This window comes from Luteimonas sp. TWI596 (assembly GCF_039674105.1).
In the GTDB taxonomy this organism is placed as follows: domain Bacteria; phylum Pseudomonadota; class Gammaproteobacteria; order Xanthomonadales; family Xanthomonadaceae; genus Luteimonas.
The window spans coordinates 41,152-53,500 of sequence record NZ_JBDJMU010000018.1; the positions used below are offsets into that span (position 1 = coordinate 41,152).

Here is a 12,349-nt window from a genome sequence, read left to right on the forward strand (position 1 = left end):
CGCCGGTGCGGGCCGGAGGCCCGCAGGCGATGCGGGCGCGCCGTGTCCGGAGAACCCGGACGCGGCGCACCTGCGCGCTTAGAACTTGAAGCGGAAGTTGAGGTAGTACTGCCGGCCGTTGGAGTAGAACGCGTAAGGCAGGTAACCGGCGGTGGTCTGCGTGTAGTACTTGTGGTCGGGGTTGTTGAGGTTGAGACCCTCGAGCGTGACGGTGAGCCAGTCGCTGGCCTTGAAGCCGAGCGAGGCCGACAGCGTGCCGAAGTCGTCCTGGTAGAACGCGTCGGTGCGGCTGACGCCGGCGTAGAACGCATCGCGGAAGGTGTAGCTCACGCGCGCGTTGAACCGCTCGTTCTCGAAGTAGCCCGACAGGTTGTAGGTGTTCTCGGAGGTGCCGTTGAGCGGGCGTCCGCCCTCGGCATAGCCGTCGGCGTAGGTGTAGTTGGCCGCGACGCCGAAGTGTTCGCCGATCGGCTGCTCGTACGTCAGCTCCACGCCCTTGACCTTGCCGTTGCTGTTGATCGGCATCGAGACCAAGTAGTCGGCGTACACGTCCCGGCCGGCCTCGACGCTGGCGGCCTGGTCCTTGTACTGGATCGTGGTGGTGCCGAAGTTGACGTAGTCGTCCAGGTCCATCCGGAACAGGCTGGCGGCGAGCAACGCGCGCGGCGCGAAGTACCACTCCAGCGACAGGTCAAGGTTGGTCGAGACGATCGGTGCCAGGTACGGATTGCCGCCGCTGCCGGTATGGGTCAGGTCGTCGAGCGCCAGCGTGCCCGACAGCGCCGAGAAGTCCGGACGGGTCATCGTGCGCGAAGCCGCGAAGCGCGCGACCAGATCGTCGGTGATGTCGAGCTTGAGGTTCAGGCTCGGCAGCAGCTTGCTGTAGTTGTTCTCGTCGCGCACCGGCAGGTAGGCACCGAAGTCCGAGCCGGTGATCGCGCCGGGGACATCGTCGGGCGAGGACACCGACTGGTTGTAGCTCACGTCGGTGTCGGTCTTGACGTAGCGCAGGCCGATATTGCCGCTCCAGCGATCGCCTTCGAAGTTGGCCTGCACGTAGGCGGCGCGCACCCGCTCCTTGACGCCGTAGACGCCCGAGAAGTCGAAGCGGCCCACCGGATCGCGGTTGGCGAAGCGGCTGTTGAGTTCGGCCAGTTGCTCGGGCGTGTAGTACCAGATGCCGCCGGGCACGCTGCCGCCGATGCCGTTGCCGAAGTCGCTGGGGAAGTGGCCGCCTGGCGTCGGGTAGGCGCCGAAGTTCTGCCAGTCGCTGGCCCAGTTCGGGCCCTGACCGATCTGCCGGTCGTTGCGACGCTCATGCTCGGCGTGGCGCACACCGAAGTCCAGCGACGACAGCACGCGACCGACATAGAGCTCGCCGTCGGCGGAGAACCAGTCCTCGTCGTCGCGCACGTCGATCGCCTGGCCGCCGAAGATCCAGCCGAACTGCGGCAGGTGCGTGCCGGTGGTGTTGTCGCCTCCCAGCGACCAGTCGATCGGGTGGCCCAGACCGTGCATCTGCCAGCTGGCGCCGGCGTTGCCGGCCACGCCGGTCTCGATCACGTCCTGGGTCGGGCTCTGGCCGCGGCCCCGGGTGGTGCCGGCCTGGACCTTGATGCCCAGCGCATCGGTGGCCTGCCAGTCGGCGTCGAGGGCGATGTACTTCGATTCGGAGCCCGCGCCCGGGCGCGAGATCATGTCGTAGACGCCGTAGGGCGTGATCGTGTCGCTGGTCACCGGCGCATAGGTGGCCTGGGTCAGCACGCCGTTGCGGACCACATAACCCGGTGCGGGCGCCTGGCCGTTGACGAACTGGCTGCCCCACATCATGAAGTTGCGGTTGAAGTTGTCGGCTTCGAGTTTGGAGTAGAAGGCATTGAGGCCGAGGGTGAGGGTGTCGGACGCCTTGACCTCGATGTCGACCACGCCGCCCTTGCGCTCGCGCTCCTGCTCGAACAGCACCGCGCCGAGCAGGTTGGGATAGAGCACGCCGGCCAGGTCCGGGTTGGTCGCCGCGACCGCCGAATCGGCGCCGATGACGCCGTAGCCGCCGACCACTTCCTGGCCGTCGCGGCGCAGGTGACGCTTCTGGTGGAAGCCCTGGACCATCACGCCGACGTTGCCGGCATCGTTCTTCCAGTTGAACAGGGCGCTGATCTGCGGATCGGTCTCGCCCGGCAGGTCGGCATGGACCGCGCCCACCGACAATTCCGCGGTGAATGGCTGCGGGAACTGCAACGGGCTGCGGGTGACGATGTTCACCGAGCCGGCGGTGCCACCCTCGACCAATTTGGCCTGCGCGGTCTTGTAGACCACGACCTGGTCCACGATCTCGGCCGGCAGCAGCGAGTAGCTGACACTGCGTCCCACGTTCGCGGTCTGGCTGAGGACGAACCAGTCGCCGGTGCCGATGGTGTGGCCGTTGACCAGGGTCTGGGTCAGGCTGGGATTGGTGCCGCGCAGGCTCACCCGGTCGGCTTCGTCGAAGCCGCCTTCGCTGGCGCTCGAGGAACTGATGTTGACGCCGGGCAGGCGCTGCAGCGCGTCGGCGACGTTCTTGGCCGGCAGCTTGCCGATGTCCTCGGCCGAGACCGCCTCGACGTGCGACTGCGCCTCGCGCTTGGTGTCGAGCGACTTCTCCAAACTGCCGCGGATACCGGTCACCACGACCCGGTCCAGGTCGGTGGCCGCGTCCGACGTGGGGGCCGCCTGTTGCGCCTGGGCCTGCGCGGCGACGCACAGGCCCATCGTGATCGCGGCCGAAAGCACTGATTTACGGGTGTTCATGGTGGTCCCCATCGCTGATGTGAGTGGCGCCGCGGCGGCCGTCGTGCCGTCGCGTGCGTGCCTTGCCGGCGTACCCCACTGCCTGGCCGCGGCGCGCGCGCCCCGCAGGGCGCGCCGTAACGCGGGTCCTTCCCCGACCGTCGCGCCGCCGGCGACGCGTCAGTCGAGCCGGTCGAGGTACCAGCTGGCGGCGCCGATGACGCCCAGCTGCCCGTGCTCGACCAGATTCACGGGAATGCGTTCGAGCGCCTCGCGCATCGGTGCCTTGTCGAGGAACCGGGCGACGAAGTCGCTGCCCATCAGGTAGTCGCGGATCTGCGGCAGGATCCCGCCCGCCAGATAGATGCCGCCGTGCGCGCCGTAGAGCAGCGCCATGTCGCCGATCGTGCTGCCGAGCAGGCCGCAGAATGCGTCCAGTGCCGCGCGCGCTGGCGCGTCGTCGCCTGCGATCGCCGCCGCGGTGACCGCCCCCGGCGCCGTGTGGACCGGGGGCACGCTCTGCAGCGCGCACACTGCGCGGTAGAGATTCAGCAGGCCCGGGCCCGACAGCGCATGCTCGATCGGGACGTGGTTGCGCCCGCGCTGCAGCTCGCGCAGCAGCGCCTGCTCGCCGGCATGGCCGGTGGTCAATGCCGCCTGCCCGGCCTCGGTGGCCAGCACGACCGGGCCATGCGCGGTCGGGATGCGCACCGCAGCGCCCAGGCCGGTGCCCGGCCCGACGATCAGCATCGGCCCCGGCGCGGCGGCGTCGGGGCCGGTCAGGCGCAGCACTTCGCTGGCGTCGACCTGGGCGGCGGCATGGGCGACCGCTTCGAAATCGTTGACCAGGCGGAAGTCCCGAAAGCCCAGTCGCGCGCGGATGCGCTCGAGCGAGATCGGCCACGGCAGATTGGCGGTGATCACGGTGCCGTCGCCCAGCGCGTAGCCGGCGCTGGCGATCGCGCCGGCATCGACCCGGCGCCCGGGCAGGGCGGCAAGGAACTCCTCGACGATCTCCGCCAGGCCGGGATACGCCGCGCAGGCGTACTTGCGGTACTCGAGCACGCGCACCGGGCGTGCCGTATCGCCGGTGGCCTCGACCAGGCCAATACGGACGTGGGTGCCGCCGACGTCGGCGGCGATGAAGGCGTCGCGCACGGCAGGGCGGGGCGCGGTCGACGGCAGGAAAGAAGATGCAGCCACGAAAGCTCCGGGTGGGAAGGGCGCCATACGATGACAGCCGCTGCCAGATGCGACGGAGTGTCGGCATGTCATGACAACGATGTCAACGCCTCGCGGCAATGGCGTCGATCGACGGGCTGGATCCTTCACACTTTTGCAACAATCGGCTGGCGCCGCGCGGATGAACGCGATAAGCGCGTCGAATCAGCCAGTTCCGATGGCACGGGTCGCTTGCGGATGACGAGCGCATGTCGCAATGCAGCACGCGTTTCGCGCAGAAGTTGAGGCATGATGCGAGCGCCGGGTAGCGCCCGGCCTGGATTGATGACAACGTTGGTACTCGATGTCCGGTCTGCGGCAGCGCCGCGCCGGTCCCGCAGTCCCGCCCGCCGGAGCGCTCCTGATGTCTGCGATCGCGACACCGCACGTCCGCCCGACCCACGCGACTTCGATCGCGATCATGGGCCTGCTGTTCTTCATCATCGGCTTCTTCACCTGGGTCAACGGCCCGCTGATCGCGTTCGTGCAATTGGCGTTCGAACTCGACGAGGTGAACGCGTTCCTGGTGCTGATGGTGTTCTACCTGTCGTACTTCTTCCTCGCGCTGCCCGCAGCCTGGGTGCTGCGCCGGACCGGCATGAAGAAAGGTCTGGCGCTGAGCCTGTTCGTGATGGCGGCCGGTGCGATGCTGTTTGGCGAGTTCTCGACCCAGCGCTGGTACGCCGGTGCGCTGTCGGGGCTGTTCGTGATGGGCAGCGGTCTGGCGCTGCTGCAGACCGCGGTCAACCCGTACGTGAGCATCCTGGGGCCGATCGAGAGCGCGGCGCGGCGCATCGCACTGATGGGCATCTGCAACAAGGTCGCCGGCATCCTGGCGCCGGTGGTGCTGGGCACGGTGGTGCTGCACGGCATGGGCGACCTCAGCGCGCAGGCCGCGGCCGCCGATGCGGCCGGACGCGCGCAGTTGCTGGGCGAGTTCGCCGCCAAGATCCACCTGCCGTATCTGGTCATGGCCGGCGTGCTGATGCTGGTCGCGCTGGGCGTGCTGTTCTCGCCGCTGCCCGAACTGCGCCCGGCCGAGGCCAACGCCGCGGCCGAACCGGGCGAAGGCGCGCGCGTGCGCGGGCTGTTTCAGCTACCGCACCTGTGGCTGGGTGTGCTGTGCCTGTTCCTGTACGTCGGCGTGGAGGTGCTGGCGGGGGATGCGATCGGCACCTACGGCAACGGGTTCGACCTGCCGCTGGACCGCACCAAGTTCTTCACCTCGTTCACGCTCGGCGCGATGCTGCTGGGCTACGTCGCCGGTCTGGTCGCGATCCCGCGGTTTGTCAGCCAGGAGCGCTACCTGGGCATCTCGGCGGTGCTGGGCATCGTGTTCTCGGCCGGTGCGTTTCTGAGCCACGGCTACGTCGCGGTGGGCTTCGTGGCGGCACTGGGCTTTGCCAACGCGATGATGTGGCCGGCGATCTTTCCGCTGGCGATCAAGGGCCTGGGCCGGCTGACCGAAACCGGTTCGGCGCTGCTGATCATGGGCATCGCCGGCGGCGCGATCGTGCCGCAGCTGTTCGCGGTGCTCAAGCAGCACTACGACTTCCAACTGGTGTTCCTGGCACTGACGCTGCCGTGCTACCTGTACATCCTGTACTACGGCCTGCGCGGGCATCGTGCCGGTCACGCGGCGCGCCGGGCTGCGCGATGATGGCGGCCTGAGAGACTGCCGGAGCCGGACGTGCGCAAACCCACCATCAAGGATGTCGCCGAGCGGGCCAAGGTCTCGCTCAAGACCGTCTCGCGCGTGATCAACAACGAGCCGTCGGTGCTGCAGGCCACCCGCGCGCGGGTGTTGCATGCGATCGCCGAACTCGACTACGAGCCCGACCCGTCGGCGCGCAACCTGCGCAGCGCGACCTCGTTCGTGATCGGGCTGATCTACGACAACCCCAATCCGTACCACATCATCGGCGTGCAGAACGGCGTGCTCGCCGCGTGCCGGGAAACCGGCTTCGGGCTGCAGATCCATCCCTGTGACGCGAGCTCGCCGCTGCTGGTGGAAGAACTGGTGGAGTTCGTACGGCGCTCGCGGCTGGCCGGCCTGGTGCTGACCGCGCCGATGTCCGAGCGCCGCGAGCTGATCGACGCGCTCAGTGCGCGCGGCATCCGCCTGGTGCGCATCATCGCGGCCACCGAGGACCCGCGCGATGGCCATCCCTGCGTGTTCGTCGACGACCGCGACGCCGCCTACGAGATCACCGAACACCTGATCCAGCTCGGCCACCAGCGCATCGGCTTTCTGTGGGGCGGGCCGCAGCACCATTCCAGCGGCGAACGCCACGCCGGCTACGAGGCCGCGCTCAAGGACTATGGGATTCCGCACGACAAGCACCTGGTGGTTCCCGGCGACTACACCTTCGACGACGGGTTCCGCGGCGCGCGTCGGCTGCTGGCGCTGCGCGATCCGCCGACCGCGATCTTCGGCTCCAACGACGAGATCGCCGCCGGCGTGCTGGCCGCAGCCAAGTCGGCCGGTATGCACGTGCCCTTCGATCTGTCGATCGCCGGCTTCGAGGACAGTCCGTTCTCGCGCCAGTCGTGGCCGCCGCTGACCACGGCCAAGCAGGCCACCGAGGACATCGCGCGGCAGGCCGCGCGGATGCTGATCGCCAGCCTGCGCGAGGACGCCGATGCCGTCGCCGCGCAGGCCACCCACAACCAAGGCTTCGTGCCGCAGCTGGTCGTGCGCGGATCGACCGCGCCGATGCGTCCGCGTCCGACGCCGTCACCGGGACCCGAGGATGCCCCACGCGATTGAGGCGCCGCGCGACGCGGCCAGCACCTGGATGTTCCGCGAAGCCGCGCAGGCGCCGGACGTCGTCGCCGCGCAGTTCGCGCGCAACGCCGGCGCGATCGACGCGCTGGTCGCCACCCTCGTCGCCCGGCCGCCGCCGTTCGTGATGACCTGCGCGCGCGGCAGCTCCGATCACGCCGCGACCTACGCCAAGTACCTGTTCGAGACGCGCTTAGGGATCGTCACCGCATCGGCCTCGCCGTCGGTCGGCTCGGTATACGCCGCGCCGCAACGCATGCACGGCGCGCTGTTCATCGCGATCTCGCAATCGGGCCGCAGCCCCGATCTGCTGCGCAACGCCGAGGCTGCGCGCGCGGCCGGCGCGCATGTGCTCGCGCTGGTCAATGTCGAGGACGCGCCGCTGGCGCAGCTCGCTGATACGGTGCTGCCGCTGCATGCCGGCCCCGAGCGCAGCGTGGCGGCGACCAAGAGCTATCTGGCCTCGCTGTCGGCACTGTTGCAGTTGACCGCGCACTGGCAGCGGGCCGTCACCGGCGACACCGCGCTGGCCGCGGCGCTGCCGGCGCTGCCCGAGGCGATGCGCGCGGCCTGGGCCTGCGACTGGTCGCCGCTGGTCGACGGCCTGGCGGAGGCGCGCAATCTGTTCGTGCTCGGCCGCGGCACGGGCCTCGCCGCAGCGCAGGAGGCGGCGCTGAAGTTCAAGGAGACCTGCGGCCTGCACGCCGAGGCCTACAGCGCCGCCGAGGTGCGTCACGGGCCGATGGCGCTGGTCGGCCCCCGGTTTCCGGTGCTGCTGCTGGCCCAGCCCGACGGCACCGACGCCGGCACGCGCGCGGTCGCCGACGAGTTCCGCGGCCGGGGCGCGGACGTGTGGCTGGCCGCGCCCGGTGGCGAGCTGCCGGTCGTCGCCGCGCCCGAGCCCGCGTGCGCGCCGTTGCTCGCGGTGCAGAGTTTCTATCGCGCGGCCAACGCGCTGTCGCTGCGGCGCGGCTTCGATCCCGATGTGCCGCCGCACCTCAACAAGGTCACGGAGACCGTCTGATGACCTTCGCCCTGGTCAATGGCCGCGTGCTGACCGATGCGGGCTTCCGCGACGACCTCGCGGTGCTGGTCGAGGGCGCGCGCATCGCCGCGCTGCTCGCACATGACGATCCGCGCCTGCGCGAGGTCGAGCGCCACGACCTCGACGGCCTGCACCTGTTGCCGGGCTTCGTCGATGCGCAGGTCAACGGCGGCGGCGGTGTGTTGTTCAACAACGCACCGACCGTCGAGGCGATCGCTTTGATCGCCGCCGCGCATCGGCGCTTCGGCACGACCGCGCTGCTGCCGACGCTGATCAGCGACGAGGTCGCGGTGATGCGCGACGCGATCGCGGCGGTGGACGCGGCGATCGCCGCCGGCGTGCCCGGCGTGATCGGCATCCACCTCGAAGGCCCCTACATCGCGCCCGAGCGCCGCGGCACCCACGATGCGGGCAAGTTCCGCGTGCCCGATGCCGAGGAGATCGCGCTGGCGACCTCGCTGCGCGGCGGCGTCACTCTGGTGACGCTGGCGCCCGAGCGCGTGCCCGCCGACACCGTGCGCGCGCTGGTGAGTGCCGGCGCGATCGTCGCCGCCGGCCACACCGCCGCCACCTGGGCGCAGGCGCGCGCCGGCCTGGCGGCGGGCATCCGCGGCTTCACCCATCTCTACAACGCGATGTCGCCGCTGCAGGGCCGCGAGCCGGGCGCGGTCGGCGCCGCGCTCGAGGACCGCGACGCGTGGTGCGGGATCATCGTCGACGGCGCGCACGTGCATCCGGCCAGCCTGCGCGTCGCGCTGGCCGCCAAGCCGCGCGGCAAGGTGTTTCTGGTGACCGATGCGATGCCCCCGGTCGGTGCCGACCGCCCCGACTACGTGCTCTACGGCGAGACGATCACCGCCGTCGATGGCGTCGTGCGCAACGCCGCCGGCGCGCTCGCCGGCTCGGCGCTCGACATGATGGCGGCGGTGCGCAACACCGTGCGCACGCTCGACGTGCCGCTGGAGGAAGCGGCGCGGATGGCGGCGACCTACCCGGCACAGTTCCTCGGCGTGGACGATCGGCTGGGTCGCATCGCGCCCGGCCTGCGCGCGGATTTCGCGTTGGTCGACGACACGCTGTCGCTGCGTGGCACCTGGATTGGTGGTGCGGCCGGCTGACAGGGCCGCGCCGTCGGCGCGGCTGGCCAGCGTCGATGCGCTGCGCGGCATCGCGGTCGCGGCGATGCTGCTGGTCAACACGCCGGGCGACTGGGACCACGTCTACGCCCCGCTGCGGCACGCGGCCTGGCACGGCTGCACGCTGGCCGACCTGGTGTTTCCGACGTTCCTGTTCGTGGTCGGCGTGTCGATCGCACTGGCGTTGTCGCCGCGGCGGGCGGCCGGCGCCGACCTTGCCCGGCTGCGTCGCAGCGTGCTCGTGCGCGCGGCGCGGTTGGTGCTGATCGGCTTGGCGCTGCATCTGCTGGCCTGGTGGGTGCTCGACCTGGCGCATGTTCGCCCGTGGGGTGTGCTGCAGCGCATCGGCCTGTGCTTCGCGCTGGCCGGGCTCGCCGCGCTGTCGCTGTCGCCGCGTGCGCAATGGACGCTGCTGGCCGCGCTGCTTGTGGCCGGTGCGGTGGCTCTGGGCCTGGGCGGCACCGCGCCGGGGAGCAATCTGTTCGACCGACTCGACACCGCGCTGTTCGCACCCTGGCTGTATCGCTACGACCCGGTCACCGGCCTCGGCCACGATCCCGAGGGCCTGGCGAGCTCGGCGGGTGCGCTGGCGACGACGTTGCTGGGTGTGCGCGCTGGCGACTGGCTGCGCTTGGGGCGGGTCCGTGCGCTGGGGGCGCTGGGCGTGGTCGCGTGCGCGCTGGGTGCGGCATGGTCGCTGGTCCTGCCGCTCAACAAGCCGCTGTGGAGCGGGTCCTACGTGCTGTGGACCGGTGGGCTGGCCGCGCTCGCGCTCGTCGGCCTGCATCTGCTGATCGACCGGCGCGGCTGGCCGGCCTGGGGCCGCCGGTTCGGGGTCAACGCGATCGCGGTCTATGCCGGTTCGAGCGCAATGGTGCTGCTCGCCATCGGCGCCGGCCTGTGGGCACCGCTTTATCGCGTGCTGTTCGCCGCGCCGCTGGCCCCGCTGCTCGGCGAGCAGGGCGCGTCGCTGGCATTCGCACTGGCGTTCGTCGCGCTGTGGTGGGCGGTCGCCGCCTGGATGGACCGGCGTCGGTGGTACCTGAAGGTCTGAGCCGCGATGCCGCGGCCGTGCCGAGCTTGTACCCTGCGCATCCCGCCCCACACATCCGCCCGATGACCGCGACGTTTCCCGTCTCCCCGGACGCCGATCCCGACCGCAGCGCCGCCCGCCTGGCCTGGGCGCGCGATGCGGCCGACGATGCAACGCTGACGCTCGTCCGCGCGTCGACCGACGCCGGCTTCCGCAGTTACTGGCGCACGCAGGGCGCAGGGCCGGCGCGCATCGTCATGGATTCGCCGCCCGAACTCGAGGATGTGCGGCCGTGGCTGCGCATCCGCACGCTGCTGCGCGAGGCCGGCGTGCGCGTGCCCGCGGTGCTGGCTGAGGACACCGGCGCCGGATTCCTGCTGCTGGAGGACCTGGGCCCGCGCACCTGCCTGGATGTCGTCGACGACGCCGGCGCCGATGCGATGGTCGATGCCGCGTTCGAGCAATTGCTGCGCCTGCAGGCGATCGTGTGCCCCGCGGACCTGCCGGCCTACGACGCGCCGATGCTGCAGCGCGAGCTCGACCTGTTCGAAGACTGGTTCCTCGGGCGCCACCTCGGCGTGACGCTCGACGCCGAGGCGCGCGCCGGCTTGCAGGCCGTGCAGCGGACGCTGATCGAGGTGGTGCTGGCGCAGCCGCAGGGCTTCGTGCACCGCGACTACATGCCGCGCAACCTGATGCCCGACGGCGCGGGCGTGGCGGTGATCGATTTCCAGGGCGCGGTGCGTGGACCCCTGGCCTACGACCCGATCAGCCTGTTCCGCGATGCCTTCCGCAGTTGGCCGCCGGCGCGCGTCGATGCCTGGCTCGCGCGCTACCACGCCCGCGCGCGCGCTGCCGGGGTGCCGCTCGATCCCGATCCCGCCGTGTTCGCGCGCCATGCCGACCTGGCCGGCATGCAGCGTCACCTCAAGATCCTCGGCCTGTTCGCGCGGCTGCACTACCGCGACGGCAAGCCGCGGTATCTGGCCGATGCGCCGCGTTTCGTCGCGTATCTCGACCAGGTGCTCGCGCACGAACCGACGCTCGCACCGCTGGCCGCGATCCTCGACCGCCATGTGCGGCCGCGGCTGGCTGCCATGGCACCGGCTGCGGTGTGATGCGCCAGACCGTCATCCCGCAGCTGCGCATGACCGATGCCGCGCGCAGCCTCGCGTTCTACGCCGCGCTCGGCTTCCGGGTCGACTGGGTGCATCGCTTCGAACCCGGGTTGCCGCTGTTCGCGCAGCTCACCCGCGACGGTCAGACGCTGTTCCTGAGCGGGCACGCCGGCGATGGCACGGTCGGCGGCGCGGTCTACTTCAAGGTGCCCGATGTCGATGCCTGCGCGCACGCATTCGCAGCCGCAGGCGTTGCGATCCTGCAACCGCCGCACGACACCGACTGGGGCACGCGCGAGATGCTGCTCGTCGACCCCGACCACAACCGGCTGCGCTTTGCGCAGCATCCCGACTGAGGTGCTCATGATCGACCTGTTCGACGCCCCGCCGCAGCCGGTGGACGGCATCCGCACCGGCATCGGCGGCTGGACCTTCGCGCCGTGGCGCGACAACTTCTACCCCAAGGGCCTGGTGCAGAAGCGCGAGCTCGAGTACGCGAGCCGGAAGCTGACCGCGATCGAGATCAACGGCACGTTCTACGGCGCGCAGAAGCCGGCGACCTACGCCGCCTGGCGCGCGGAGACACCGGAGGGCTTCATGTTCTCGCTCAAGGCGCCGCGCCACATCGTCGGCGCGCGCGCCCTGGCCGACACCGGCCCGCGCATCGAGGCCTTCGTCGGTGGCGGCATCGCCGAACTCGGCGACCGACTCGGCCCGTTGCTGTGGCAGTTCGCACCGAACCGCCGCTTCGACGCCGACGACGTCGAAGCCTTCCTCGCGCTGCTGCCGCGCGAGGTCGACGGCCTGCCGCTGCGCCATGCCGTCGAGGTCCGCCACCCCTCGTTCCAGAGCGCGGCCTGGCTGGCGCTGGCGCGTGCGCACGACGTCGCCACGGTGTTCACCGACTCGGCCGATTACCCCTCGTTCGCCGACCTGACCGGCGACTTCGTCTACGCCCGGCTGATGTCCAGCCGCGAGGAGCACCCGCAGGGCTACCCCGGCCTGCAACTCGACGCCTGGGCACAGCGCGCGCGCCAGTGGGCGAAGGGCGGCGCCCCGCCCGACCTGCCCTACGCCGGCGAGCGCGACGCCGCCCCGGTCGTGCCGCGCGACACCTTCGTGTTCTTCATCTCCGCCGCCAAGGCCCGCAACCCCGCCGCCGCGATGGCATTGCAACAGCGGCTCGAAGCGACCACATAGCGCCGTGATCGCCTCTCCGCATCGCGGAGAAGCGCTTCTGCTGTC

Annotated in this window: 10 protein-coding genes; 8 read left to right on the forward strand and 2 right to left on the reverse strand. The window is 70.8% G+C overall.

Annotation, left to right across the window (positions count from 1 at the left end):
* Nucleotides 1–78: 78 nt before the first annotated feature.
* Entirely contained in the window at nucleotides 79–2,787 is a 2,709-nt protein-coding gene (locus ABE487_RS13725) for a TonB-dependent receptor (protein WP_346445430.1), read from the reverse strand.
* Nucleotides 2,788–2,946: 159 nt separating this feature from the next.
* Nucleotides 2,947–3,969, reverse strand: a complete 1,023-nt coding sequence (locus tag ABE487_RS13730) for a glucokinase family protein (RefSeq protein WP_346452139.1) — start codon at nucleotides 3,967–3,969, stop codon at nucleotides 2,947–2,949.
* Nucleotides 3,970–4,351: 382 nt separating this feature from the next.
* Here ABE487_RS13730 and ABE487_RS13735 point away from each other — a divergent pair, with 382 nt between their 5' ends.
* From ABE487_RS13735 to ABE487_RS13770, 8 genes are all read left to right on the forward strand, one after another.
* Nucleotides 4,352–5,647 carry a sugar MFS transporter gene (locus ABE487_RS13735; protein WP_346445432.1) on the forward strand — a complete coding sequence of 432 codons (1,296 nt, stop codon included), beginning with the start codon at nucleotides 4,352–4,354 and terminating at the stop codon, nucleotides 5,645–5,647.
* A 30-nt stretch (nucleotides 5,648–5,677) separates the two neighbouring features.
* Nucleotides 5,678–6,757, forward strand: a complete 1,080-nt coding sequence (locus tag ABE487_RS13740; protein ID WP_346445433.1) for a LacI family DNA-binding transcriptional regulator — start codon at nucleotides 5,678–5,680, stop codon at nucleotides 6,755–6,757.
* Nucleotides 6,741–7,796 (forward strand): SIS domain-containing protein, encoded by a 1,056-nt coding sequence (locus ABE487_RS13745; RefSeq protein ID WP_346452140.1) that lies wholly within the window; start codon nucleotides 6,741–6,743, stop codon nucleotides 7,794–7,796. Before ABE487_RS13740 ends, ABE487_RS13745 begins: the two co-directional genes overlap by 17 nt.
* Entirely contained in the window at nucleotides 7,796–8,935 is a 1,140-nt protein-coding gene (nagA, locus tag ABE487_RS13750) for an N-acetylglucosamine-6-phosphate deacetylase (protein WP_346452141.1), read from the forward strand. The genes ABE487_RS13745 and nagA overlap by 1 nt, the downstream gene beginning before the upstream one ends.
* Nucleotides 8,922–10,007 (forward strand): heparan-alpha-glucosaminide N-acetyltransferase domain-containing protein, encoded by a 1,086-nt coding sequence (locus ABE487_RS13755; RefSeq protein WP_346452142.1) that lies wholly within the window; start codon nucleotides 8,922–8,924, stop codon nucleotides 10,005–10,007. The genes nagA and ABE487_RS13755 overlap by 14 nt, the downstream gene beginning before the upstream one ends.
* Nucleotides 10,008–10,069: 62 nt before the next feature.
* Nucleotides 10,070–11,104 (forward strand): phosphotransferase, encoded by a 1,035-nt coding sequence (locus tag ABE487_RS13760; protein WP_346448696.1) that lies wholly within the window; start codon nucleotides 10,070–10,072, stop codon nucleotides 11,102–11,104.
* Nucleotides 11,104–11,460 (forward strand): VOC family protein, encoded by a 357-nt coding sequence (locus tag ABE487_RS13765; RefSeq protein WP_346452143.1) that lies wholly within the window; start codon nucleotides 11,104–11,106, stop codon nucleotides 11,458–11,460. Before ABE487_RS13760 ends, ABE487_RS13765 begins: the two co-directional genes overlap by 1 nt.
* 7 nt (nucleotides 11,461–11,467) lie before the next feature.
* Entirely contained in the window at nucleotides 11,468–12,304 is an 837-nt protein-coding gene (locus tag ABE487_RS13770) for a DUF72 domain-containing protein (protein ID WP_346452144.1), read from the forward strand.
* Nucleotides 12,305–12,349 lie beyond the last annotated feature (45 nt).

What these genes read in the sequence shown, in the direction of transcription:
- ABE487_RS13725 (WP_346445430.1), bottom strand. Translation starts at nt 2,787, where the DNA reads ATGAACACCCGTAAATCAGTGCTTTCGGCCGCGATCACGATGGGCCTG.
- ABE487_RS13735 (WP_346445432.1), top strand. Translation starts at nt 4,352, where the DNA reads ATGTCTGCGATCGCGACACCGCACGTCCGCCCGACCCACGCGACTTCG.
- ABE487_RS13745 (WP_346452140.1), top strand. Translation starts at nt 6,741, where the DNA reads ATGCCCCACGCGATTGAGGCGCCGCGCGACGCGGCCAGCACCTGGATG.
- nagA (WP_346452141.1), top strand. Translation starts at nt 7,796, where the DNA reads ATGACCTTCGCCCTGGTCAATGGCCGCGTGCTGACCGATGCGGGCTTC.
- ABE487_RS13760 (WP_346448696.1), top strand. Translation starts at nt 10,070, where the DNA reads ATGACCGCGACGTTTCCCGTCTCCCCGGACGCCGATCCCGACCGCAGC.
- ABE487_RS13765 (WP_346452143.1), top strand. Translation starts at nt 11,104, where the DNA reads ATGCGCCAGACCGTCATCCCGCAGCTGCGCATGACCGATGCCGCGCGC.
- ABE487_RS13770 (WP_346452144.1), top strand. Translation starts at nt 11,468, where the DNA reads ATGATCGACCTGTTCGACGCCCCGCCGCAGCCGGTGGACGGCATCCGC.